Annotated in this window: 17 protein-coding genes; all 17 read left to right on the top strand. The window is 39.7% G+C overall.

The features are described 5' to 3' along the window. Positions 1-15 precede the first annotated feature (15 nt). Complete coding sequence (locus EV142_RS20040; RefSeq protein WP_132037629.1) at positions 16-2,133, top strand: phage tail sheath C-terminal domain-containing protein; 2,118 nt, start codon at positions 16-18, stop codon at positions 2,131-2,133. A gap of 31 nt (positions 2,134-2,164) precedes the next feature. Beyond that, positions 2,165-2,593, top strand: a complete 429-nt coding sequence (locus tag EV142_RS20045) for a phage tail protein (RefSeq protein ID WP_132037630.1) — start codon at positions 2,165-2,167, stop codon at positions 2,591-2,593. A 2-nt stretch (positions 2,594-2,595) separates the two neighbouring features. Further along, positions 2,596-3,042 carry a phage tail protein gene (locus tag EV142_RS20050; protein WP_132037631.1) on the top strand — a complete coding sequence of 149 codons (447 nt, stop codon included), beginning with the start codon at positions 2,596-2,598 and terminating at the stop codon, positions 3,040-3,042. Positions 3,043-3,044: 2 nt separating this feature from the next. After that, entirely contained in the window at positions 3,045-3,203 is a 159-nt protein-coding gene (locus EV142_RS24175) for a DUF5908 family protein (RefSeq protein WP_164502544.1), read from the top strand. A gap of 1 nt (position 3,204) precedes the next feature. Further along, the gene (locus EV142_RS20055) at positions 3,205-3,888 is read left to right on the top strand and encodes a CIS tube protein (protein WP_132037632.1); all 684 of its coding nucleotides are present in this window, start codon (positions 3,205-3,207) and stop codon (positions 3,886-3,888) included. Next, a complete protein-coding gene (gene vgrG / locus EV142_RS20060) occupies positions 3,888-5,633 on the top strand; it encodes a type VI secretion system tip protein VgrG (protein ID WP_132037633.1) in 1,746 nt (581 codons plus the stop codon). The genes EV142_RS20055 and vgrG overlap by 1 nt, the downstream gene beginning before the upstream one ends. 4 nt (positions 5,634-5,637) lie before the next feature. Then, complete coding sequence (locus tag EV142_RS20065; RefSeq protein ID WP_127339440.1) at positions 5,638-5,928, top strand: PAAR domain-containing protein; 291 nt, start codon at positions 5,638-5,640, stop codon at positions 5,926-5,928. A 2-nt stretch (positions 5,929-5,930) separates the two neighbouring features. Next, complete coding sequence (locus EV142_RS20070) at positions 5,931-6,341, top strand: GPW/gp25 family protein (protein ID WP_132037634.1); 411 nt, start codon at positions 5,931-5,933, stop codon at positions 6,339-6,341. A 474-nt stretch (positions 6,342-6,815) separates the two neighbouring features. Next, the gene (locus EV142_RS20075; protein WP_132037635.1) at positions 6,816-10,133 is read left to right on the top strand and encodes a baseplate J/gp47 family protein; all 3,318 of its coding nucleotides are present in this window, start codon (positions 6,816-6,818) and stop codon (positions 10,131-10,133) included. Beyond that, positions 10,121-12,823, top strand: a complete 2,703-nt coding sequence (locus EV142_RS20080; protein WP_132037636.1) for a hypothetical protein — start codon at positions 10,121-10,123, stop codon at positions 12,821-12,823. The genes EV142_RS20075 and EV142_RS20080 overlap by 13 nt, the downstream gene beginning before the upstream one ends. 12 nt (positions 12,824-12,835) lie before the next feature. Further along, the gene (locus tag EV142_RS20085) at positions 12,836-16,282 is read left to right on the top strand and encodes a PKD domain-containing protein (RefSeq protein WP_132037637.1); all 3,447 of its coding nucleotides are present in this window, start codon (positions 12,836-12,838) and stop codon (positions 16,280-16,282) included. Continuing rightward, entirely contained in the window at positions 16,283-17,857 is a 1,575-nt protein-coding gene (locus EV142_RS20090) for a contractile injection system tape measure protein (RefSeq protein WP_262710742.1), read from the top strand. 11 nt (positions 17,858-17,868) lie between these two features. Beyond that, positions 17,869-18,438: a hypothetical protein gene (locus EV142_RS20095; RefSeq protein WP_132037639.1), complete on the top strand. Its 570-nt coding sequence runs from the start codon at positions 17,869-17,871 to the stop codon at positions 18,436-18,438. A gap of 4 nt (positions 18,439-18,442) precedes the next feature. Next, positions 18,443-19,318 (top strand): DUF6734 family protein, encoded by an 876-nt coding sequence (locus EV142_RS20100; protein ID WP_132037640.1) that lies wholly within the window; start codon positions 18,443-18,445, stop codon positions 19,316-19,318. A gap of 76 nt (positions 19,319-19,394) precedes the next feature. Then, positions 19,395-21,638 carry an eCIS core domain-containing protein gene (locus EV142_RS20105; protein ID WP_132037641.1) on the top strand — a complete coding sequence of 748 codons (2,244 nt, stop codon included), beginning with the start codon at positions 19,395-19,397 and terminating at the stop codon, positions 21,636-21,638. A gap of 13 nt (positions 21,639-21,651) precedes the next feature. Continuing rightward, entirely contained in the window at positions 21,652-22,257 is a 606-nt protein-coding gene (locus EV142_RS20110; protein WP_132037642.1) for a hypothetical protein, read from the top strand. A gap of 12 nt (positions 22,258-22,269) precedes the next feature. Continuing rightward, positions 22,270-26,664 (top strand): eCIS core domain-containing protein, encoded by a 4,395-nt coding sequence (locus EV142_RS20115; RefSeq protein ID WP_238698604.1) that lies wholly within the window; start codon positions 22,270-22,272, stop codon positions 26,662-26,664. The last annotated feature ends 5 nt before the right edge of the window (positions 26,665-26,669 follow it).

Below are 26,669 nucleotides of genomic sequence, written 5' to 3' on the forward strand. Positions count from 1 at the left end.
TTAAAACAATCAATTATGGCAACAACTTACAAAACACCTGGCGTATATATTGAGGAAATCGTAAAGTTCCCTCCTTCTGTTGCTCAGGTCGAAACAGCAATTCCCGCTTTTATTGGCTACACAGAAAAAGCTGTTAAAAAAATCGAGAACGATTTAGACAGGGTTCCTACCCGAATTACTTCTTTACTGGATTATGAAACGTATTTCGGGTTCGCGTATCCTGAAGATTCTATAGCTGTAGAAATTACAGATGTGGTCACTGACAATGTTCTTACTGACAGACAAATTGTAGTAAATCAACCCAGCAATCCTAAGCCTTTTTTGATGTATTATGCCCTTCAGATGTATTTTGCAAATGGCGGCGGACCTTGTTATATTGTATCTGTCGACAGATATGAAGATCTGAATGGTAATCAAAATACTGTTCTGTTTAATGATTTACTAAATGGAAAAAGCTTAAAAAATGGTCTTGACTTATTAAAAGGGGAAGATGAACCAACACTGATCTTGTTTCCGGATGCAAAGGCCTTAAGTGAAGCTGATTTTTATGCGCTGTATGGTGATGCCTTGACACAATGCCATGATATGCAGGATCGTTTTACAATCATTGACACCTATGCTTCTGATGATATTGAAGATGATGCTGCTGCTTTGAGAGATCAAATCGTGCTGGAGAAAGACTATCTGAAATACGGCGCTGCTTACTATCCGTACCTGGAAACTATATTGGATTACCGCTACAACGAAGATGATATTTTAATCCATCATATCACGAATGTTCCTGACGCGATAAGTACAGCATCAAACGATGTTGATAAGGCCTTATTAACAATTCCAACCAGCCTTTCCAGCATTGTCAGTATTAGTAATGCAGGCGGAACTCCCGCAGATGATACTATCGAAGGAAAAATAGCGAATGTCCTTTTATTTATAGATTCTCCTAATCCGACAGGTTTTAATGTAGCTGCCGGGCCTGCCAATTATGCCCTTAATTTAAAAAATGGGTTTGCAGACAAGCTGACTACATTAACTGCCGATTTAGGTTTATTAATTGCCGATAAAAAAACAGTAGAAAACGCAGCCAATTCGGTTATAGCCTCTGTTAAAGATGATAATCCCGGTGCCGAAGCTCCTCTTGTGGCAGCCCTGGCAAAATTTGTGACTTTATTTGAAGGTACTGATAAAATTGAAAGTGTAAAAACAGCCCTGGATGACCTGAGAGCAAAAGTACTTGCTTCCAAAACAACTGCAGCATTAGGTACAGTGGTAGATAATGTAGTGGTTGAGATTGCAAAATTATTTAAATTTTCTGCTCCGGCTTCTATTCTTGATTTACCGGATGATACCCTGACAATTGGAACGGACGTCTTTAACAAACCAGTGCCCGGAAAAACCATAACTGCACTGGTTAATGATATCAAAACCGAAATTAATGCTATTAATTCTGAAGACACCAACAACGGTGCCATGAACGGCCGTTACCTGGGTGATATTGAGGGCTTAGACAACAAATCTTACAATGCCATAAAAGCAGAAATCGGAGCGCTTCCTCTTACACTGCCTCCAAGCAGCGCCGTAGCCGGAATCTACGCCCGTGTTGATTCTAACAGAGGCGTTTGGAAAGCTCCTGCCAATGTAGGTATTAACTATGTGATAAAACCAACACTAAAAATAACAAATGGTGATCAGGACAACTTAAATGTTGATACTGTAGCCGGTAAATCCATCAACGCCATCAGAAGTTTTACAGGTAAAGGGACCTTGGTTTGGGGGTCAAGAACCCTGGCAGGTAATGACAACGAATGGCGTTATGTACCGGTGAGACGCTTCTTTAACATGGCAGAAGAATCCATCAAGAAAGCAACCGAACAATTTGTATTTGAACCTAATGATGCCAATACCTGGATAAGAGTCAGAGCAATGATTGAGAATTTCTTAATCCTTCAGTGGAGAGCGGGAGCTTTGGCCGGAGCAAAACCGGAACAGGCTTTTTACGTAAGGGTTGGACTGGGTCAGACGATGTCGGCTTTGGATATCCTGGAAGGCAGAATGATTATTGAAATCGGAATGGCAGTGGTTCGTCCGGCAGAGTTCATCATCCTTCGTTTCTCTCACAAAATGCAGGAATCTTAATTTAACTATCAACATTAAAAAAATATAAATCATGAGTTATCCATTATCAAAGTTTCATTTCTCAGTAGACTGGGGCGGAACAAAAATAGGTTTTACAGAGGTCTCCGGATTAGATGTAGAAACCGAAGTGATCGAATACCGTCAGGGTGCAAGTCCGGAGTACAGCAAAATCAAGATGCCGGGTATGCAGAAGTTCTCTAACATTACGATGAAAAGAGGGACTTTTAAAAGCGATAATGAATATTACGCCTGGTGGAATACGGTAAAACTAAACACCATCGAAAGAAGGGACATTACCATCAAATTGCTGAATGAGGAACACGAACCGGTGATTACCTGGAAAGTAAAAAATGCATGGCCCACCAAAGTGCAGTCGACTGATTTAAAAGCCGACGGAAACGAAGTCGCCATCGAATCGCTGGAATTAGTGCATGAAGGTTTATCGATTCAAAATGATTAATCATGGCTAACTATTATCCACCTGTCGGTTTTCACTTTTTAGTTGAATTTGAAGGTCTTGGTTCACAAACTAAAGACCATCAGTTTCAATCGGTTTCCGGTTTATCTGTCGATATTGAAACTGAAGAGATAGCCGAAGGTGGTGAAAACCGATTCAAGCATAAACTTCCGGTAAAGACCAAATATCCAAACCTGACTTTAAAGAGGGGAATGCTGATTGATTCTGCCGTGATCGACTGGTGTCGGGATGCTATCGAAAACTTTTCGTTTAAGCCTGTCAACCTGACCATCAAATTGCTCGATGAGGAACATCAGCCCCTGATTTCATGGAATGTAGTTCATGCCTACCCTGTAAAATGGGCGGTTGAGGATTTTAATGCGGAAGAAAGTAAGCTCGTTGTCGAAAACTTTGAACTTACCTACAATTATTTCACTTTAATTAAAAGTTAGTCATGCCGATAGAAATAAAAGAACTTCACATCAGGATAAACGTCGATGAAGGAGCAAAACCAAATGCTAAAGCAGACGCTTCAAAAAGCAAGGGGGAAGATCCGGTAGCCGAATGTGTGGAACAGGTAATGAAAATTATGGAACGTAAAAAAGAACGATGATATGGCTGGTGAATTAGAAAAACTTAAAGTTGTGGCTTATAGTGATCCGGAATTTAACAACAAAATTGCGGATGGTGAATTTTCTACTTTAATGAATCCGGAAAAGTACACCTATCATTATAAAATTGAAACCGATGAAACTCAGGCTTCCGGCACGAGTACGGTTTCTCCGAAGTTCAATAAAAAATTACCCGAAAATCTGGAACTCGATTTCGTGTTTGACCGGTCGGGAGTAATTAACGGCTATGCCAGTTCTGACGATGGAATCATTGACGACATTGAGAAATTCAAGAAAGTGATCCTGGATTACAATGGTGACGAACACAAGCCCAATTACCTGATTATTTCCTGGGGAACCCTGCTCTTTAAAGGCGCACTGACCGAAATGAATGTGGAATTCAAACTCTTCAAACCCGACGGTACGCCAATCAGGGCGATTGCAAAAGCAAAATTCCAGGGTTTTGTGGAAGATAATTTAAGGGCTGCCAAAGAAAACAATAAGTCACCCGATTTAACGCATTACAGAACGGTAACAGACGGTGATACTTTGCCGCTGATGTCCTTTACGATCTACGGCGATTCCAAATATTATCTGGAAGTCGCCCGGGTCAATAACATTGTCAATTTCAGAAAACTAAAAACAGGGCAAAAACTATTTTTTCCACCCTTACAAAAACCATCCTGATGAACAACAGCGGAGTCATACAAACCAGTAAAAGTGCCGATTTAGTAACGCATAAAATTTTAATTGAGGGAGAAGAGTTATCTAAAACCTATCAGGTAAAAAGTGTTGTGGTACAAAATGAGGTGAACCGGATTCCTATGGCCCAAATTGTGCTGACAGACGGAGAAGCTTCTGAAAGAGACTTTAAATTAAGCAATGAAGAGCTGTTAATTCCGGGTAAAAAAATTGAAATAACGGCCGGTTATCACAACGATGAAGAAACGATTTACAAAGGCATTGTCATCAAACATTCGATCAAAATAAAAAGCGGTGCCTCTTTGTTGATTATCGAATGCAAAGACGAAGCTGTAAAACTTACGATCGGCAGAAAAAGCAAATATTTCTATGATGTAAAAGACAGCGAAGCCTTTGAGGAAATCATTGATGCTTACGGATTGGAAAAAGAGGTAGAAGCCACGAATTTCAGTCATAAAGAACTGGTTCAGTACAATACCTCCGACTGGGATTTTATAGTGTCACGGGCGCAGGCCAACGGCAAACTTTGTTTTGTGGAGAATGGTAAAATCACCATCAGCAAACCCAATATAACAGCAGCAGCTGTTGAAACGGTAACCTTCGGATCCAGTTTATTGGATTTTGATGCTGAAATAGATGCCAGGAATCAATTTGCAAAAGTGTCTTCGTACAGTTGGGATTACAGCAATCAGGAATTGGTTGAAATTGAAGCGACTGATCCGGCTATTTCCTTAAACGGAAATTTATCGCCATCAGATCTGGCCGGAACAATCGAATTGGAAAACCTGGAGTTGCGTCATGGCGGCAATATATCTGATGTGGAACTTCAGGATTGGGCCGATGCCAAATTGCTCTTTCAGCAATTATCCAAAATCCGCGGAAGAGTAAAGTTTCAGGGAATCCCTGCCGTAAAACCCAACACGATCATTATGCTCGAAGGCGTTGGTGACCGGTTTAACGGAAAGGCGTACATCACCGGAGTTTTTCATGAAATAGCAGCAGGAAACTGGACCATTGATGCACAATTCGGATTGAATCCGGAATGGTTTTCTGAAACATTTGACATTCATACGCCCACCGGTTCCGGAATCATTCCCGCTATAAAAGGGCTTCACACCGGAATTGTAACGCAACTCGAAAGTGATCCCAATGGTGAGGACCGGATTTTAGTAAAGATTCCCATCATCAACAATGAAGAACAAGGGATCTGGTGCCGCGTAGCTTCTCCGGATGCAGGAGAAAACAGAGGGATTTTTTTCAGGCCTGAAATTGAAGATGAAGTAATCATCGGTTTTATCAATGAAGATCCGAATAATGCCATTGTTTTGGGCATGCTGCACAGCAGCGGAAAACCTGCCCCGATAACAGCTGCCGATGCGAATCATCAAAAAGGAATTGTAACCCGCAGCGAAATGAAGGTTTTGTTTGACGATGAAAAAAAATCAATCGGAATTGAAACTCCTGCCGGGAAAAAAATCACGCTTGATGAAGACAAAGGGGTCATTATTATCGAAGATGAAAATTCGAACGTGATCACGATCGACAGCAAGGGCATCAAAATGGAAAGTGCCGGAAACATCGAAATAAAAGCGACCGGAGATGTCAAAATTGAAGGAACCAATGTTTCAATCAGTGCCTCCGCACAATTTAAGGCAGAAGGAAGTGCAGGTGCGGAAGTATCCTCCGGAGCCACTGCCATCTTAAAAGGAAGTATTGTACAAATAAATTAGCATCATGGGAGCACCAGCCGCAAGAGTTTCAGATATGCATGTCTGCCCAATGGTAACCGCAACCGTTCCGCATGTTGGAGGTCCGATTTTACCTGCCGGCGTACCCACGGTTTTAATTGGCGGAGTTCCGGCAGCCTGTGTTGGCGATATGGCCACCTGCAGCGGTCCGCCCGACAGCATTGCAATGGGCTCATCAACGGTTTTGATTGGCGGGAAACCTGCAGCCAGAATGGGAGATTCAACCGCACATGGCGGAACAATAGTAGCGGGATTAGCAACTGTTTTAATTGGTTAATTATGGAAAGTGAACAAGCTTTTTTGGGAACCGGATGGAGTTTTCCACCCGAATTTAAGAAAACAACAAAATCTGTTGTAATGATTTCTGATGAGGAAGACATCAAGAGCAGTCTCGAAATTTTATTGTCAACCAAAATAGGAGAACGCATTATGCTGCCTAAATATGGCTGCAATATGGATGAACTTCTTTTTAATCCGCTGAACAGAACACTAAAAACCTTTGTATCTGAATTAATAAAGACCGCCATTTTGTACCACGAGCCCCGTATTGATGTGGAGAAAATCGACATCAGCCAGGGAGATGATCTCAATGGGGAGTTGTTAGTGGTTTTAGATTATAAAATAAGGGCAACCAATTCAAGAACTAATATGGTTTATCCTTTTTATATAGAAGAGGGAACTAATATTTAGTATTGAGTTGTGAGTTATGAGTTATGAGTTTTGGGTTATGAGTTAGGAGTTTTGGGTTGATAATTCTTTTTGATCACTATCTGGCTGGCTGAGCAACTCAATATTTGTCAGGCTGAGCGAAGTCGAATTGTCAGGCTGAGCGAAGTCGAAGCCCAAGTACCAATTGGAGCGCCCTTTGACTCCGCTCAGGGTGACAATTCATAAGGCAAAATATATGCTAAAATATTTCGCCACAAATTAAAGAGATGAGAATGATTTTTTTATCTCCAAAATCTGCCAAATCTGCGAGAGTAATTTTTTCCCGCAGATTTAGCAGATCAGGCAGATTTTTAATCCATTTAAATCCTTTGTCCTGATAGCTTTCGGGCGTGGCAAAAAATTGCGGTCTGCGAAAAAAAAGTAAAGCTATGCTTCTAAGTTTTTAATGAAACGTTTAATGAATAATACCCAACAGGGTTAATATTTAATAGTATTATGTGTAACAACAGCGACCATACAAACGATATATTATTTAAAAGAAATGGCACAGATCAGGGCGATCGCCTGAATACTATTCTCGATCCCGACAATCTGAAGCTCCATGACTTTGATATGGAAGACTGGTTGCTTTTTACCTATAATTTCGCCAAACAAGTTAATTTCTTTGAAACCAACGATAGCGAAAATGCAGCCGGTAACTGGCAGGAGATTTTTGATCATTTTGGCTTGCCAAAAGATATCCCGTACAGAAAAGACAAACCTTATAATGTTTTAAAACAAAACATATCCAAAACCCTTAGCAGCATCGAATTTGAAGGTACGCTAACCCCTCACATGACCCTTTTTGTATGTTTCTTAAAACTATTGGAATTATCTCAGACACGCTTTAATTTAATTACAAAAAAACACCTGGATTTCTTTTATAAAGACATTTTACAAATCGGAAAACTTCCGGCAAAAGCCGATAAAGTGCATATCATTTTTGAATTGGCCAAAAAAAGTACCGAAGAACGAATTGCACCACAAACGCAATTAGATGCCGGAAAAGATGCTGAAGGAAACAAACTTATTTATAAAACCACCGAAGAACTCATTGCTAATAAAGCGCAGATCATACAACTTAAAAGTGTATATAATGACATTAATCTGGGAGAAATAAAATCCAGTGAAGTGGCTAATTCCCTTGACGGATATGGAGAAAGCCTTAAAGAGGAATCAAAATACTGGCTGCCATTCGGATATACGTCTGCTGAAAAAAAATATACGGAACTGAAAGCTGCCAAACTGGGTTTTGCAATCGCTTCTCCGTTATTGGCATTACAGGAAGGGGAAAGAAATATTGACATCACCATCAATTTTGAAGAAGTCTTTACTTTTAAATCCGGCCCCTTTACGGCAAATGATCTTACCGATACTATCAGTATTTTTTGCAGTGGTGAAAAAGAATGGCTGGGTGATTTTAAGCTGAATGGTGCAGCTGGTGCTTCCAGTATTTCAGGAAATCAGTTAAGACTTGTCTTTCAGGTTTCAAAAGATACTCCTGCCATTGTCAACTATGATCAAAAAATACTGGGCGAATCTTTCTCCGTTACGCAGCCTGTTGTTCGCTTTTTAATTCATACCGAAAATAAAAAAGGGCATTCTTTGTTTCGAAATTTAGTCAACAAAACCATTAGTGACATTACGGTAAAAGTAGATGTAAAAGATGTTAAATCTTTAGCACTGGAAAGCGACACAGGTCTGCTCAATGCGACCAAACCTTTCTACCCTTTTACGACACAACCCACTAAAGGTTCTTCGTTTCTTATCAATTATCCGGAAATCTTTTCGAAAAAATGGAAAAATGTTGACATTACTATTAATTGGAAAAATACGCCAACTTCTTTCCAGACCCATTATGACGCTTACAAAAGCAAATACCTTACTACAATAAGCAAAAACATTTTTTACCAGGGAATGTTTATGGAAGAAATAGTAAAGGAATTATCGGCCAATCAGCCGGAAGATCCAGAGCCGAAAGATAACATTGTGGTCACTACTCCGGATAAAGGCAAGCTGGTACTAAATTCGAATACATCGGATCTTATTGTAGATTCAGATGCTTATTTTAAAGCGACTGTGTCGGTATTGAATAAAGAAAACTGGGAGGCTAAAAATACCAGCACCGTATTGTTTACAAAGAAAGATACGCTGTATGAAACCAAATTCTCCGTAGCAGGAAATACCTATGACATTGACAAAAGCGGACCGATTCGACTGACTTTAAATCAGTCCTTCCTGCATTCTTTGTATCCAAAAATATATACGCTCGCCATCATGAGCAAAATTCCCGAAACGCTTATTCCAAATGAAGCCTATACGCCATTTGCAGAAGCGATCAGTTTAAATTATACGGCGGAAGAAACCACCGATTTTACCAATGAAGCCGAAGAAGAATACCGAACCGAACGAATAAAACTATTTCATGAAGCCCCTTTTGGCCAGAGTGAAGAACATTCTTATTTAAAAAAACTGGCGAGACAAAAAGCGGTTCTGGCTGTAAATAGTGCGATTGCAAGCCATCTGGTTCCTGATTATTGTAATGGAGGCGAATTTTATATCGGACTTGACGAGGCAGAAACAGCACAGCAGGTTGCCTTATTGTTTCAGATCCTGGAAGGAAGCGAGAATCCACTGGCCGAATCCTTTACCGGGAAACAAAAAGTGGAATGGTTTGTACTCTGCGATAACTACTGGAAAAATCTTGAAAATGAAATTCTGGGAAATTCCATCGATAATTTTTTAAAGTCGGGTATCCTGAAGTTTAACATTCCTAAACAGGCAACCAAAACCAATACTTTATTTCCGGATAACCTCATCTGGATCAAAGCAAAAATGCATAAAGCGTACGATGCCGTCTGCAAAGTGATCGATGTAAAAACACAGGTCGTTACAGCCGAATTTTTCAACAACGAAAATGAGTTGTCGCATTTGGAAAAGGGATTGCCTGCCGAAACGATTTCCAAACTTATTAGCCGTATCACACAAATCAAAAGTGTATCACAGCCTTTTAATTCTTTTAACGGAAAACCCCAGGAATCGGATGATACGTATTACAAACGTGCAAGCGAGCGTCTGCGCCATAAAAACAGGGCCATAACACTTTGGGATTATGAACATCTGATCCTTCAGGAATTTCCGGAAGTATTCCGCGTAAAATGCCTGAACCATACCAATAATGCCACCAATTCCTTTCTTTCACCGGGCGATGTAACGCTTATTGTCGTTCCGGATATTATCAACAAAAATGTATTTGATATTTATGAGCCGCGAGTGAGTACGGCGACCTTAAATAAGATTCAGAATTACATCAGCAACTTAAACAGTATGCATGTAGAGGCTGCAGTCATAAATCCGGAATACGAAAAAGTGGTGGTCAAATTAAATGTCAGATTCTATCCGGAATATGATGAGAATTTTTATAAAAAACAGCTCAATGAAGATATCGCAAAATTCTTGTCTCCGTGGGCATTTGACACTTCTCAGGACATTCTTTTTGGAATTGAACTGCACCGAAGCACTGTAATTGACTACATCGAAAAATTATACTATGTAGATTATCTGGCAGAATTAGAAATGGCGAAACTGGACGATACTGCGGAACCCGAAAATGTAAATGATCCTGCTTATCAGGCTGCGCTGGAATTTTTACCGGTAGTGTCGCCATCGAACCCGAAACGTATTCTTGTATCCGTAAAAAACCATATCATTTCTACCGATATCAAAACTTGTAAAAACCCTAATATTCAAGCACCAGAGACATGTCAATATTAAATCCACATAACACTATTCCCAAAAAAGTTGCCACCGGAGACGACCTGGACTTCTTTTACCTGAGAAAAAAAGGTATTCAGTATATAGAAGATCTTGGGGGCAAATTATGGACTGATTTTAACTCGCACGATCCGGGTATAACGATGCTGGAGATGCTTTGCTACGCCATAACCGATCTTGGAATGCGAATGGATCTTCCTATCGAAAATATTCTGGCTTCCGATGACAAGAGCAAAGGGATTGCTTCGCAGTTTTTTAAAGCCTCGGAAGTATTGCCTACCAGTCCGGTGACGGCGCTCGATTACAGAAAACTGTTTATCGATATTGACGGCGTTAAAAATTGCTGGCCTGCGAAACATAAAAAAACAGTCTATGTCAATTGTAAGGATAATGAATTGTCTTATGATTATAAAGATTTTAATGAAGTTCCGAGAGGTTTTAAAAAGCAGTTTGAACTTAAAGGATTGTATGATCTTTATGTAGATTTTGAAAGCAAAAAGCCTTCCGAAATTAATAGTGTCAAAGAAAAAATCAGAGCAAAATACCATGCCAACCGCAATCTGTGCGAGGATCTGATCAATATTATAAAAGTAGAGGAATATCCGATAAAAATCTGCGCCAGCATTGAAGTCGATACGCAAGCCGATGAAGAAATGGTGCATGCGCTTGTCTTACAGGCACTGGATGGCTATTTATCGACTACCGTTAATTTTTATTCGGTTCAGCAAATGATAGAGAAAGGCTATTCTTCCTTAGAAATTTTTGACGGCCCGATTCTGGAAAATGGTTTTATAGATACCAAAGAGTTAATGGAAGCGGAACTCACCAGTGAAGTACGATTGTCTGATATTATAAAATTAATAATGAATGTTCCGGGCGTTATAACCATCAAAGATATCTCTCTGGGAAATTGCGGCGATGGGGAACCTGATGCCAATCAATGGTTACTCTGTCTCAAGGAATACCAAAAACCGGTAATATGCTATAAAAGTGTTTTCAATTATAACAAAGGTTTGCTGCCGCTCAATATCAACAAAGCGCAGGTTCAGGTTTATCTTGATGAGATTAAAGCTGTAAAAGACGAGGCGACCGATTTTTCAAGCCACAATAAAGAACTGAAAATACCTGCCGGCAATTATTTTGAAATAGACAGCTATACCACCATACAAAACGATTTTCCGGATACGTATGGTATTGGAGAAACCGGTTTGCCTACCAGAGCTACAATAGCCCGAAAATCACAGGCAAAACAACTCAAAGGCTATCTTTTATTCTTTGATCAGATTTTGGGCAGCTATTTTAAACATCTGGGTCAGGTTAATGAAATGCTTTCGGTAAGCGGTAATCTCACCAAAACATTCTTTACGCAGGCTATTAAAGACATCGACGGACTTAGTGAACTGGTAAGCGATTATCCTGAAAACAACGATGCATATCTGACCGAAATACTTTTTAAACAACTGGACAATAACATTGAGAGAAGAAATGATATTCTGGACCACCTTTTAGGGCGTTTTGCAGAGCGTTTTTCCGAATATGTTTTCATCAACAAAAGTATTTACGGTACGGCTACAGACGAAGTAGTCCTAAAAACCAAAGAAGACTTTCTGAAAGATTATAAAATCGTAAGCAAAAACCGCGGCAATTCTTTTAACTATTACAAGCAACCGCACAGTAATTTATGGGATACCGATAATGTTTCGGGTGTAAAAAAGAGGATTTCCAGACTTCTGGGGATCAAAGATTACAACCGAAGACACCTTTCAGATTCTTTTGTTGATTTATACCATTTTACCGATTCCGACAATCAGCTGGTGTATCGATGGAGAATCAGGGATACTGAAAATAATATTATACTCTCGGCAACTGATGAGTATTATGATACCTCAGCAGCCAACAGGGAATTGTATTTTGCGGTTTTACAAATTATCCAGACGCGGGAATACAATGTAGAAGAAGCCTTTAAAAACGGAATTTCGGATCCTGAAGTTATTGATAACATTCAGATTCATCAGGCCGATTCGGGCAAATATTCGTATGACATCATTAATCCGTTAATTACGGATGAAGACAATCCCGACCGCATTATTGCAAAGCGATATACGTACTATGACACTTTACAGGAACTAAAACAGTCTATTCTGGATTTAATATACTTCATGAAAGAAGTTTTCACCGAGGAAGGCATGTTTATAGTCGAACATATGATGCTTCGTCCGGATGTAAATCTGACTACGGTAAATCCGGCAACCTTTTTACCGATTTGTACTGATGAGTGCAAAAGCTGCGAACCTTTAGATCCGTACTCCTATCGTGTAAGCATTGTATTGCCCGGATACACCCTGCGTTTCGCAAACACCGATTTCAGGAATTATATGGAAAAAGTAATTAAGGAAGAATTACCGTCACATGTTTTGGCAAAAATCTGCTGGATCGGACATCGGAAAAATGAAATTGAAAACCCGGCAGAGAATGAACTCTTGCAGTTGGAAAACACTTATAAAGCCTATTTGTTTGCTAAAACGGCACTGAACCAGGAACAACCGGAAACAGAACTTATACCCTTTATTAAGTCCTTATCCAGCCTTAGCAATTTATATCCTACGGGAAGACTATTTGATTGCAGCGACGAAAATGAAAATCAATTCGAAAAAATAATACTAGGAAAAACAAATTTAGGATCACTATAAATACCATTCAAAATGTTAGCAAAACTTTCAACCATAACAACTCTGTACCGAAAATTTACAAAAAATCAGGTACTTACAGAAGGACATCTTAACGAGATTGTAGATTATTTTGATGATCAGGACCGTCTTTCCAGAATTGGCCTCAGTGGCGTAGGGATCATTTGCGGTTTCCAGGTTTCTTATAATGAAGCTGCAAAAAACCTCTCTATAACACAAGGCAGCGGAATATCTACTGATGGTGATCTCTTTCATCTCTATAATACTATTCCCAACGGTGAAAAAGTCATAGATTTTGAAAGCAAACAATACACACATTATAAAGTATACGACAATAAAAAGGCCGCATACAAACCTTATTTCTATAACGGTACGGATCAGCTTGAAATCTTCGAACTCTTAACGTTTGAACAGCAAGCGCTCGATAATGCCAATACTTTCCCGATACAATATCTGAAAGACAATACAGGATTAGATGTAAATGATGCTGTAGTGTTATTGTATATCGAATCGTATGAAAAAGATCTGGATCTCTGTGTCAGCCTTTCGTGTGATAATCAGGGATTGGAAATTATTGGCAATCACAAGGCATTATTGGTTAGTAAGGATGTTGCCACACAAATTAACAGCCACGATACAATTATTACGGCCGCCAATTTCGCTAACCTGTACTATAAATTACCGGACGTCATATCCAACCGTATCGTACTGCAGCCTGAAAATTTCATCAATTACAATGAAGTTAAAAAGAAATTCACCAAGGGTCTCTTTAAAAACAATGTGGTTAACAAACTGCGTGATGGTTTTGAAATACTATTGAATGGTCTGCAAATGCCGCTAATGCTGGCTTCTATTAAAAAAAATCTGGGCGAAATCTATAGTTTTAACGATGCGAATGTCCCTCCGGATTTTCAATACCGATACGATCTTCTCAACGATTTAATTGATACGTACAAGGAGATAAAACTCTTATTGTCTGCTATGGATGGCGAATTTTGCTGCCCGGACCTCAAATCGTTCCCCAAACACTTAATGTTAGGAGAAGTATTAAAAAGCGGGCCTTGTTTTGAGTACCGACATGCTTTTTACAAATCACCTTTACTCACAGGTCAAAACCTGAGTACAGCCAACGATCGTTTACCCTATGACCCGCTTTTGGAACCGGGTGCAGAAGGTACGGTTGCCGAATTTGTTATCGATCTGGAAGGCAAGGAAATTAAAATCTGCTACGGAAAAAGCACGGACCTGCAGCAATTGTACAGCCTTATAAAACGCTGTGTACAACTGTTGGCCAACTATAATGTGAATTACAATGCGATAAAAATAACACCCAGTTTTGAATTAGGTGTTTTAGGTAAAAAAGCGATTCCGTTTTATAATAATGTGGGAAATCACCTTATTGAACTTTGGGATTACGAAAAAACAGCTATTGGAAAACAACGCAGCAACAGAAGTTATCACGACAATTTTTTAAACACAAAACGTCCGCTGGAAGTGGTTGCAGACTCTGATTTTTACAGAATTGAAGGACATCACGGCAAGAACTACAAAGAGGCCTTAAAAATTATTCAGGATATCAGACGTCAGAACGGCTTAGGATTTAATGTCGTGGTACTGGGCATCAATGCCTATGAAGCACAGGAAGTTATTGAAAATTTTACTTCTTACTACCTGAACAAAAATCATGGATACGAACATAAAGCAGGTGTAGCACCCGGAGGCACCTTTGTCATGATTTATATTGAAGGCGAATACAACCAGTATCCGTATTATTATGGCTATGGTTATCCGTATGAATTTCCACGAGGCAATTCCCTTGCAGGTGATTTTGAAAAGGAAGGCGATAATGGCGAATCTGTTGTATTAAATCCAATCATAGCCGACTTTACGCTGCCTTATTTGTGCTGCGATGATAATTTCATAGCGCTGTCATTACCGGTAGACAAACTTTGTTTTGATGAAGCAACTCCGTATTATCCGTTTCATGTAACACCAACCGGAGGATTTGTAAAGGCCGATATAGACGAAGATTTAAGCGGAGGAGTTACCAAAAATCAATATGGTGAATTTGTTTTTGATCCGAAGCTGGTCAGCGAAGAACTCATTGGAAAAACAATAACTTTTACGGTTAATAATCTTGACACAAAATGTGAAGTAACCATTTTCAGAAAACCAAAATTTGATTTCACCATTGTAATCACCAAATCAGAGAAAACGAATGAAGTTACGGCCGATTTTACCATTACCGGAGAAAATCAGGAAGGCATGAAATACGTTTGGAATTTTGGTGACGGAACCGATAGCATCACTACTACAGAGACAAAAATTCAGCATATTTATACCTATGAAGTACCGGCTAAAGACAGCTATAGTTTTCCGGTAACCGCTATCGGGGACAATGGAAATTGCAGTTTTCAGGTGAACCATTCGGTAACTTTTGAGATTACGGATATTAAAGTGAGCATTGAAAGTAAATACATCTGCAGAAATGACGATACCCCATATGTTCTTACCATCGAATCCAAAAACAAGGTAATCTTAAGTGGTGACGGTGTATCTCAGGATGATTCAGGCCAGTATGTTTTTATTGGTTATGATGTTCCTGAAAATGTAGACAAAGTCATTATACTGGCAAATGGCAAACCTACAGATCTTGTCATTACCATACAAAATCCGCCGCTAGCACGCTTCAATTATGCCATAAAAGAGGATGATCTTACACTTACCAATAATGCTACAGATGCGGAAATATATACATGGGATATTTCGGGAGAAGTAATAGAAACAGAATCTAAAGACCCCATAATACGCTCTGTCTCTAAATATAACACCGGATCTATAACCGTATCACTTACGGCAATGAATAAAAGATGCGGTGAAAGTACAGATGCAAAAGAAGTAATCCTCATAGAAAGGGTTCCTGTAAATACCTGCCCGAAAAATGCCGCGCTGTTTATCAAAAAAACACTTCCGGGTTTTGAAGATATCAAACAGCAGCCTGAAGCAAATGCATATAGTAAAGAAACTATTGGTCTCCTAACCGAAATTGAAAATCAATTTAACACTGTTGGTGAAAATACAAATGAATACATCAATGGCGATTTTAATGGTCAGTTAAGCGAAATGTTCAGAGACAGTATTTACGAGAATTTATTACTGGCTGTACGAAATACTAAAATCGATTCCGAAAGAACTGCACTGAGTTTTATCACCGAAAGTCATATCGAACTGTTTTACACGATCTTGAAATGTCAGAAGAAAGAAAACTTTACAGCATTCGAAAAACAGATTACAGCGATTACAACCCGCATGGATACGCTGTTAAAAGGTTTTGTGAAAATGAAGTACAATACCGATCCTAACGGAACATTAAAAAAATTCCTGTCAGGCCTGATGGTTTCGTTTAAAGGCACCCAGTATATTTTGGACGCCATCCAATCACAATCCAGTAATTTAAGCTAGGTGCAGGCTGCTAACCGACATATTATCAATAAATTATTTGTTGAGGTGAATACGCCTTCCAAAGAAAACGCGTATTACCTCAAAGACCATCTGGACACGTTTCTAAAAGACGAGCTGCTTCCTATTTTAGAAACGTATTTTGATACGCTTGATAAAAAAATGTCCTTCCGCAGTCTTCAGATAGAAAAATTAAACATGGATCTTTCTATTGCTGCTGCTTTTGATTTCGAAATTATAAAACTCGAAATTATCAATCAATTTCAAAAACAAATTGAGAAACAAATGGAACAGGGCTTTCCTGATACGAAACAGTACCAATTCATTGATAATAAAGAAAAAAGCCTCAATGAGTTTTTCTGTTTTTTAGAAACCGGATCCCATTCCTGGTGGGCTGATTCAAAAAGCAGGTCAAACCTGACAGCAGCTGATCCATTTGAAAAAATGATCAGCGATAAAACGTTTGGCTTCAAATTACGAACTGCACTAGAGAGCCGATCCATCAGAATCCGCTTTATAAAACAATTATCGGATGACCAGATTTACACCATTCTAAAAAACACATTTCTTTTAGCATCAGCTCCCGAAGAAACGGCCTCGAAAAATATCGACAGGATTAAAGCCAATATGACGGCTGTTCTTTCGCAATCTAAGACAGGATTGCATCAGCGAAATCTAATCTGGGATATCATCCTGTCCCAATTATTGAAGCATACCGAAAGTAGTATCAAAGAGAAATTACTTCTCCTGATTACTTCTTTTGAAGCTGTTCGAAAATACGAGACAAAATTTGTTTTAGAACACCTCAACGCACAAATCAGCAACAGATCTGTTTTAGAAATACTGGGTAATCTTACTCAGGAAATCCTGACGACAACCACCATTCTGGAACAAAAAGCGTTAGAAATACTTCAAAAAAACAGCAACACACCGTTACAATCCAATTCTAAAACCGATGAAGCTCCGGCGTCCGGTACTCAAAAGGATTTAGAAATGAATTCGGTATTCAATACTAAAGAAACCCAAGAGGCTGAAATTTTGGATTCTGCTTTATTTTTAAAGGAAGAAATAGTTCCTGAAATTCCTTCCAATCATTATGTAAACAATGCGGGACTGATACTGATTCATCCCTTTTTGAAACAGCTTTTTGTGAATTGTGAATTACTGAACAAAGACAATACGATAAAGTATCCGGAAGTTGCAGCACATCTTTTACATTATATCGCCACAGCGAAAGAACAGGATTATGAAAATGAAATGCTGTTCGAAAAATTATTATGCAACATTCCTCTCAGCCAAACCATTAACAGAAACATCATACTGTCTGAAGAATTAAAAAAACATAGTAATGAAATGCTTCGGGCGGCTTTAGACCACTGGCCTGTTATGAAAAACTCCTCTGTCGCCTTATTACAAAACGAATATTTACAAAGACCCGGGAAAATAATCCTGACCGGAGATAATCCTAAAATCCTTGTCGAAAGAAAAACACAGGACATCCTGCTGGATAAGATTACCTGGAATTTAGGAATTGTAAAACTGGCATGGAAAAACAAAGTAATTTTTGTGGACTGGTAATTTTAAAAAATATGGATACCGAAGAAAAAACATTCCTGAAAGAAGATGAAAAAAACATTTTCTATGAGCAGCAACAGGCTCTTAAAAATATTTTTGAAAAACTCGATTTGTCAAAAATTGCGTTTGTAGGCGGAATTGCAGATTATATCAATCTCCGCAGTTATTATGATATGCCCGTAAATGATATCGATATTATTTATGAAAATGAAGAGGATTTATTGCCTATTGAAGAACAGGATGGAATAACAAGGTATTTCAGCAGGTTTTATAATATAAATGTCGGGGAAGTTTTAGTCTCGGAATTCTTTGTCAATAATAAGAATGTTCACACGGATTATTACAAAAGAATTTTTTCCAAAATACAACTCACGCAATCACCCTTACTGGGCAGAATGGTCTGGCATGCCACTTTTAATGAGATGAAAGTATTTCATAATACGCAGTTACCGGAAGTAACCTCACAGGCGATGGGTCATAAATACGAGTGGAAAAGGCTTTACAAACACAGTAAAAAGGCTTCGTTATACAACAACATTTCCTATTTAGAAGAAAAGCAGCTGCTCCAAACACTTAAAAAATAATTTTATGAAAGAAGAACCAAGAATTATATACAGTCTGGATGCTTTTCCGCTGATCAATAACCGCTGGCAGATGGGCAATAAACTGAAGGAAACCATCTACATGACGGCTTTGAGTGTTTTATACAGTCATCTTTGGTACAAGGACATTGAACTTTATGCAGATGAAACGGCTTATAAATTTTTATACATGCTGCCCTGCAGAGTTACCAGAGTGAGTAATGAAAAAAATAAGGAACTCTGGATGAAATCTAAAATTCATGCCATCGAAAAACAGACCAGACCATTCGTTCATCTGGATACGGATGTATTTATAAAAAGAAAAATCGATTTTAGTTTCGATAGTATTATCCTGGAACGAAAAGAATGCGGATATGAAATGCACTATAAAAAACAAATTGATTTTTTTAACCAATATACGCAGCATTTACCCTATTGGCATTCCAATTTAGGACACTCGTATAGTTGTGGAGTACTGGGTTTTAATGATCTCACGCTTTGCAGGAAATTTGTAAACGCCTACTATGAGCTGGAAGAAATTTTTACAGCACATCGCGAAGAATTTACTCCCTTAAAAGAACAAGGATTTGAACCATGTATTGTAATCGAACAATACAATCTCGCTTCTATATTAGACCATAATAACATTACACCTACACTACTTCTGAAAGGAAGAAACATAATGGAGCAAAGCGTCTATGCCAATGAAATGGGGTATAGCCATCTCTTCGGCATTAAAAAGTACAAAAAAGACATTACAGACGAAATTGAACACCGACTGTTTAAAATATTTCCGTACTGGTATGCCCAAATAAAGATTGAATTAGAAAAACATCAGATCATCCCGAAAGAAGAAGCTAACGCTAAAACTATGGTAGCATAGGTTGTTTGAGAAAAAATTAACCCCGTTGAGGTTAACAAGAATACTTATTTGTTTCAAATTGTAAAACCATAAAGTTATGAGAACTTTAGAAAATAAAAAGCCGGACAATCACACCTCATCTCCTTTTTTTGGACCCAAAATCCAAAAAAAACTAACGACTGGTACCGTGGGAGACAAATATGAGGTAGAAGCAGATAATGTTGCCGATAAGGTAGTGAACAAACAAAAAGGTGGCGGATTAATACAATCCAAAGGAGAAGGCGTACAGAAAAAACCAATTTCCGAAACTATATCCACCGTTCAGAAACAAGATTTAGAGAAAGAAAAACCGGTACAGAAAAAAGGCAAGGAAAAAGAGGAAGACAAAAAGAAAGTACAAAAAAAGGCCGATAAGGAAGAGGACAAAAAAGTACAAAAAAAGGGCAAGGAAAAAGAAGACGATAAAAAGAAAATTCAAAAGAAGGCGGATAAAGACGAAGATAAAAAAGCACAAAAAAAGGGTAAGGAAAAAGAGGACGATAAAAAGAAAATACAAAAGAAAGCAGATAAAGACGAAGATAAAAAGATACAAAAAAAAGGCAAAGAAAAAGAAGAAGATAAAAAGAAGCCTGTTCAGAAAAAATCAAATACTGGTGAATCTACTGTAAATGACACCAAAATAGAAAACAATCTAAAAAGCAGTAAAGGCGGCGGATCACCTCTTGTTAAAGGGGTAAAAAGCGAAATGGAATCCGGTTTCGGAACCGATTTCAGTCAGGTTCGCATCCATACCGACAGCAATGCCATGCAAATGAGTCAGGACTTAGGTGCTCAGGCTTTTACGAACGGAAATGATATTTATTTTAACTCCGGAAAATACGATGCCGACAGCAAACAAGGCAAACATTTGCTCGCACATGAGCTTACCCATACCGTACAACAAGGTTCTAATGTTCAAAAGAAAGAACAGACTCCAATACAAAGAAGCTGGCTTGGCGATGCCTGGGACAGCGCAACAGATACCGTAAGTGACGGCTGGGATGCGGCAACCGGAGCCGTTTCGGAGGCAGCCTCCGGTTTTGCCGATACTGTAAGTGAAGGCTGGAATGCCGCAACCGGGGCAGCTTCGGAGGCGGTCTCTGGTTTTGCCAGTGATGTAAGCGCGGCCTGGGATACGGCTACTACTTACCTCGGAGATCAGGCGACTGCTGTCTGGGAGGGTATGAAATCCTTAGGAAGCGATGCGCTCAATTGGTTATCGGGTGCGGCCTCTTATGTCTGGGACGGAATTAAGTGGTTTGGAAGTAAAGCCTGGGAGATCATTAAAGTGATTGGTACTGTTTTATGGGAAAAACTATGTCTTCTGGGCAACAATGTCTGGTCCTTCATTTCTAATATTCCATCCCGATTATGGAGAATACTTGTTCATGGCTGGGACGCAATAACTGGCGTATTAGGCTGGGCCTGGGACGGACTGAGTGCTGCCGCCGGACATTTATGGGAAGGTGTAAAAGGTGTCTTTAGCTGGTTGGGAAGCGGTATATCGGGAGCAGCAAACTGGATCTTAGAGGGTGTAGCTGCCGGGTATGACTGGGCTGTCGATTTTATTACGGCACCAAGCCTGTCCAAACTCTGGAATGCCTTAACAGGAACTTTGGGCTGGCTAGGGAAAGGTATTTCCGGCTTTGCCCAATGGGGCTGGAACGGTATCGTTGGCGCAGCAGTCTGGGCATGGCAGGGAATAAAAGGTTTTGCCTCCTGGATATGGGACGGCGTGTTGGGCGGACTTACCTGGGCAGGAAAACTTTTATTATACATTATCGATTTACTTGGAATCTTTGAAATATTACAGCTGATATGGGGACTGATCTTCAGAATGCGAAAATTAACCGATGTAGAAATAAATGCTTCGCTGCAAGTTCATCCGGCAGGAATGATTCCGTACGATCAGGTCTATGTAGATGAAGGTTCTCTGGTAGCGTACATTTCCGGTTATTTTTCCGGAGGAGGCTACAGAGCCGTAACCACAGCGCATATCATTCATGCGGCACCGGGAGAAGACACCGCAACCATGGTTCACGAATTGTCACATGTGGCACAATATGAGCACGCAGGATCGGTATACATGGCGCAGGCGATACATGCACAGGCTTTTGGCGAAGGTTACAATTATATGAATAGTGACGGAACCTTTAAACATGCCCATTTTAATGAATTCAACAGAGAACAGCAGGCCTCCATATGTGAAGATTATTACAAATCCCTAAATGGCGGAGGAGGACGTGCTTCCGGTGCTGCGCTGCAGCCCTTTATAAATGAAATGAGAAGTGGTCAATTTTAAAAATTCAGCAATTATGAAATTAGTAATTCTAAATTTCAATAAGAATAAATTCCAAATTCCAATTTTAAAACAAGCCGATCAATTGGAATTTAAAAATTGGGAGTTTAAAATTTTGGGATTTGCAACTGTTTTCTGTTTGATGTGTTGCTTTTTACTGGGATGTGACACGATTTATAAAAACAACTCAAACCCTTTATCCATAAAAGCTGATTCGTCCCTGTCACAATCGCTTAGAGTTGAAGGTGTGTTAGCTGTTTTTCCTAGTTTAAAAGAAGTACATATCAATACTAAGAACAGCAAAATTTTAAAAGAGGAAATTCTGGTTCTTATTTTTCATGATAAAAAAGAGCTGTTGGCCTTTAGAAATAAAATAAGCCGGGAAAGTAACCAATCGATAGAGACTGTAAAATCAAAAATTGACACTCAAAAAGAAAATTATGCCATAGTTCCGGCGACCAGTACGAGTCCGTATGTTTTGTCTTTAAGTAACATAACGGTATTTAAAGAAGGATTGTGGATTGTTTTTTATTCGGAAACCAGTCAGGACGTAGAAACCTTTTTAGAATTTAAGAGAATAGGAGTTAATGAAATTCCAAAAACAAGTATAATTCCAATTTAATATTGATAAAGAATGTCATCCTTTTCACCCAAAACAAAAGCAAGTTCTCCGCACTCCTCCTCTCATCAGGATAAGGGGCCGGACGCTTTTTTTGGGGTACAGGCAAAATTAAATATCGGAAAATCCAACGACAAACATGAGGCCGAGGCAGACCGGGTAGCAGACCATGTAATCGCCAATAAAAAAACGGCAAATATGGAAACCTTCTTTTCCCCTTCATCAGTAGTACAAAAGAAACTGGCCGAAGAGGTACAAAAACAAGAAGATCAAAACCAGGAAATTCAGCAAAAAACAGTAGCCGAAACCATCACTCCGGTGGTCCAGCTAAAAGAGAATCCAATCCAGAACAAGCTGGATGCTAAAAAACCGGAAAAGCGTGAAATCAATAAAGATTTTTCTAAACCAAAAACAGTAATTCAGAATAAACCTGAAAATAAGGTTCAGCAAAAAGAAGAGCCGCCACAAAACAAAAAGGAAGTCAAAAAAACAGAAACGGTTCCCACAAAAAAAGTGGAACTTAAACCTGAAATCCAGACTAAAACGGAAGAAGAGGTTCAGAAAAAAGACGAAAAATCCAAAGAAGAAAAAAAGACAGAAATACAGCAAAAGCCATTGGCAGAAACTGTAACTCCGCCCGTAGTACAGCCAAAAGCAGAAAACAGCACTAATACTGTAGCCGCTAAAGCAGTGATCCAGCCAAAACCGGAAAAAGAAATCCAGGCCAAAGAAGAAGAGGAAATCCAGGCTAAAGACGACGAAAAAGAACTTCAGATGAGCGCGGGTGCAGATGCCAATCCTTCTGACACTTCTAATCTTGAAAATACTTTAAACAGCAGTAAAGGCGGTGGTTCTCCCCTGTCCGGAAAAGTAAAAACCGAAATGGAATCCGGTATTGGAGCCGATTTCAGCAATGTCCGCATTCACAATGACTCCGCCGCCGTTCAGATGAACAAGCAATTGGGCGCGCAAGCCTTTGCCACCGGAAACAATATTTATTTTAACGAAGGAAAATACAATCCCAACTCACAATCGGGCAAGCACCTGCTTGCGCACGAATTAACCCATACGGTTCAGCAAGGGGCAGCCATCAGAAAAAAACCAGAGCCGACGATCTCCCCTGCTCCCGAAATGATTCAGGGTTCGTTCCTGGATTTAGTTCCCGACTGGATCATCAATGAAGCACGACACATTCCCGGTTACACGCTTTTCACCGTTATTATCGGTTATGATCCCTTACGCGAGGTGGATGTAGAACGAACCCCTATTAACCTGGTAGAAGGATTAATGGGACTTGTTCCTTTTGGAACAGCCATATTCGACAAACTTCAGGAATATGGAATACTGCAGCAGGTTTTTGACTGGGTTGAAGGAAAATTAGGCGAACTCGGATTAACCATCGACAGTATTTTAGATCTGGTTGAAAAAGTCTGGGACGAAGTATCCTTTCCTTACACCGATATCATTGATTTGGTTACTGAAAAATTCAACGAATTAGTGAACAGAATAACTTCTTTTGTAAGCGCCACGGTAGATCAGGTAATTACCTGGATAAAAGAAGCATTGATTGGTGTGGCAGAACCTATACTGGCAGAAAACAAAGCCTGGTCATTAATCAAAAAAATAATCAAATACGATCCGTTACGAGACGAAGAAGTAAATGCCACAACGGTAGAAATATTAGAAGATTTCTTAATCCTGATCGACAAGCAAACCGAACTGGAACAAATGCGTGAAAAAGGCACGCTTCAAAAAACGGCCGACTGGCTGGACACTCAGGTCGGAACTTTCACTTCGTTGTTAGGCGAACTTCGCGGGCTCATCACTTCAGCCTGGGATGCCATTCAGCCTTCCAATCTGGCCAACATTGCCGATAATCTTTCGACACTTGCAGCTCAGGCGGGAGGATTCCTGCAAAGAGTTTGGGATTTTGCCTCAGGCGTGGCACTCAAAGTATTGGAACTTGTAAAAGAGTCCTTATTAGGATGGCTGTCTTCTCAGGCGGCAACCGTAAGAGGTTACTCCCTTGTAAAAGTAATTATAGGACGGGATCCTTTCACCAACGAAACGGTTGAGCGATCCATTCCAAATCTCATCAGAGGTTTTATGAGCCTGATGGACGGTGGCGAAGAACAATATGCCCAAATGGTTGAAACGGGCGCCATAGCCCGAATTGCAGGCGAGATTGAAGCAGCTGTTGCGACTTTAAACATGACACCTGCCGCTATTATTCAGCTCTTTACCGATCTGTGGAACTCGTTTACAATCGATGATCTTATTCATCCTCTTGATGCCTTTGTTCGTATTATTGAAAAATTCGGAGAACCTATCGGACGCCTTATTGCTTTTGTGGCAGAAATCGTGCGAATTGTGATTGTGGCCATACTCGAGATCATGAATTTCCCGTTCGACCTCATCGGAAATATCATAACCCGGGCCATGCAGGCAATCGATGACATCAAAAAAGATCCGATTGGTTTCCTTAAAAATATACTGCGTGCCATCAAACAGGGATTTGTTCAGTTCTTTGACAATATTGTAACCCATTTAATCGACGGTGTTACAGGCTGGTTAATGAGTGAATTGAAAGATGCCAATATTCCTGTTTTAACCGATTTTACTTTAAAAGGGGTGATTTCATGGGTACTTGAAGTGCTGGGAATCTCCATGGAAAAAATATGGGAGAAACTGGCTGCCCATCCCAGAATTGGTCCTGCCCGTGTAGCCCGAATCCGTGGAATGATCAATACGCTTGAAGGCATCTGGACCTTCATCAAAGATGTTCAGGAACGCGGTATGGCGGCGATTTGGGATAAAATTCAGGAACAGCTCAGTAATTTATGGAATACCGTTCTTGATGCCGTGAAAAACTTTATCATGGAACGCATCGTCAACCGCATCACTGCGCGACTGCTGAGCATGTTAGACCCCACCGGAATTATGGCAGTGATCAACGGGGCAATGGCTTTATACAGTGCCATTCAGAGTTTTATAAAATACCTGCGTGAAATGCTGGAAGTAGTCAACTCCTTTGTCAATGGTGTAGCCGATATCGCAAAAGGAAATGTAACTACCGCTGCCAATTATCTCGAAAGAACTATGGGGCAGGCGATGCCAATTGTAATCGGGTTCCTGGCCAATCAGGTCGGACTTTCCGGAATTGGCGCAAGGGTTGGTGAAATGATTGTTTCTGTCCGTCAAATGGTTGATGAAGCACTGACCTGGTTAGTGAATAAGGCTGTGGATACGGGAATGGCATTGTTGGATAGAGCAATGGCTTTGGGTGGCAGTGTAAGAGATGCTATCCTTGATTGGTTAGGTCTGAGGAAACAATTTAATGCAGATGGTGAGAGTCATAATTTATTTTTAAGAGCAGTTGGAGGAATACCACAAATGTGGGTAGCAAGTGAAGAAATGCCTTTTTCAATATTTTTGACAAATAAACAAACTGAGATTACTGCAATAACAAATCCAACTACAAAGGCAAGAAAACAAGGAGCTTTAAATAGTGCGACTACTATATATAATAATGACATTCTCAGAATAAAAAACTTATTAACTACAGAAACGGATCAATCCAGAAAAACTGATTTACAAAATCAATTAAATACTAAATTCAACGAAATAGTACCTTTCCTGGTCATTACCGGAATAGCCACTGGAGGAAAATTACCTGACACACATGTAGTCGTTGGAGGCAGTGGAGGCCGTGCAAGTTTTTCAGAAGCAGATCCATTAACTAAAAACGAAAGCAAAAAACCGCCAAGGGTTACCGCAGAACCTTTAGGATGGGCCAGCCATATAAAAACTATTAGTGATTATGATGATATTTATGTAAGGTTACATCTTTTGCACTTTGATTTAGGTGGACCAGGTAATGATACCGGTAATGTAACGCCGGGAAAAAAATCAGAGAACGGTATGATGTACAATCAGGCAGAACAAAATGCTGTTAATTTAGTCCATTCTGAAAATAGAGTCTTATGGTATAGAGCAGAAGTCACTTCTTATCGATCAGAAGCCGGTTTTACAGATTTTGCTGAAGGAATAAGAGTAAGTTATGGATTTAAAGAAAAAAATGATTCTGGAGAATGGGCAAGAGTTGGCGGAGTGCTTTATAATAATGTATTCCCGGTCAGCAAACCGGATCCTATGGGCTCCAGCAGTACAATACCTTCAATAAACGATGTTCCTGCCCGTTATTGGGATTTGGAGTTAAAAAACATTTCCGGAGCTCCATCAAGAACAGTTTTTAGAAATTGGGTTAATGCCAGAGGAGCCGCAAATTACCAGACATGGGCAGAACTTACTAATTCAAATGCATTCAAAACCGCGAATACCCAACAGGGAGGAACTTTAGAGGCTTGGTTTAGAGCCGCCGTAGCTGCAAACAAATTAATTGGATATTAGAACTT

The sequence above is a fragment of the Flavobacterium circumlabens genome (assembly GCF_004345565.1).
In the GTDB taxonomy this organism is placed as follows: domain Bacteria; phylum Bacteroidota; class Bacteroidia; order Flavobacteriales; family Flavobacteriaceae; genus Flavobacterium; species Flavobacterium circumlabens.

What these genes read in the sequence shown, in the direction of transcription:
- EV142_RS20040 (WP_132037629.1), top strand. Translation starts at nt 16, where the DNA reads ATGGCAACAACTTACAAAACACCTGGCGTATATATTGAGGAAATCGTA.
- EV142_RS20045 (WP_132037630.1), top strand. Translation starts at nt 2,165, where the DNA reads ATGAGTTATCCATTATCAAAGTTTCATTTCTCAGTAGACTGGGGCGGA.
- EV142_RS20050 (WP_132037631.1), top strand. Translation starts at nt 2,596, where the DNA reads ATGGCTAACTATTATCCACCTGTCGGTTTTCACTTTTTAGTTGAATTT.
- EV142_RS24175 (WP_164502544.1), top strand. Translation starts at nt 3,045, where the DNA reads ATGCCGATAGAAATAAAAGAACTTCACATCAGGATAAACGTCGATGAA.
- EV142_RS20055 (WP_132037632.1), top strand. Translation starts at nt 3,205, where the DNA reads ATGGCTGGTGAATTAGAAAAACTTAAAGTTGTGGCTTATAGTGATCCG.
- vgrG (WP_132037633.1), top strand. Translation starts at nt 3,888, where the DNA reads ATGAACAACAGCGGAGTCATACAAACCAGTAAAAGTGCCGATTTAGTA.
- EV142_RS20065 (WP_127339440.1), top strand. Translation starts at nt 5,638, where the DNA reads ATGGGAGCACCAGCCGCAAGAGTTTCAGATATGCATGTCTGCCCAATG.
- EV142_RS20070 (WP_132037634.1), top strand. Translation starts at nt 5,931, where the DNA reads ATGGAAAGTGAACAAGCTTTTTTGGGAACCGGATGGAGTTTTCCACCC.
- EV142_RS20075 (WP_132037635.1), top strand. Translation starts at nt 6,816, where the DNA reads ATGTGTAACAACAGCGACCATACAAACGATATATTATTTAAAAGAAAT.
- EV142_RS20080 (WP_132037636.1), top strand. Translation starts at nt 10,121, where the DNA reads ATGTCAATATTAAATCCACATAACACTATTCCCAAAAAAGTTGCCACC.
- EV142_RS20085 (WP_132037637.1), top strand. Translation starts at nt 12,836, where the DNA reads ATGTTAGCAAAACTTTCAACCATAACAACTCTGTACCGAAAATTTACA.
- EV142_RS20095 (WP_132037639.1), top strand. Translation starts at nt 17,869, where the DNA reads ATGGATACCGAAGAAAAAACATTCCTGAAAGAAGATGAAAAAAACATT.
- EV142_RS20100 (WP_132037640.1), top strand. Translation starts at nt 18,443, where the DNA reads ATGAAAGAAGAACCAAGAATTATATACAGTCTGGATGCTTTTCCGCTG.
- EV142_RS20105 (WP_132037641.1), top strand. Translation starts at nt 19,395, where the DNA reads ATGAGAACTTTAGAAAATAAAAAGCCGGACAATCACACCTCATCTCCT.
- EV142_RS20110 (WP_132037642.1), top strand. Translation starts at nt 21,652, where the DNA reads ATGAAATTAGTAATTCTAAATTTCAATAAGAATAAATTCCAAATTCCA.
- EV142_RS20115 (WP_238698604.1), top strand. Translation starts at nt 22,270, where the DNA reads ATGTCATCCTTTTCACCCAAAACAAAAGCAAGTTCTCCGCACTCCTCC.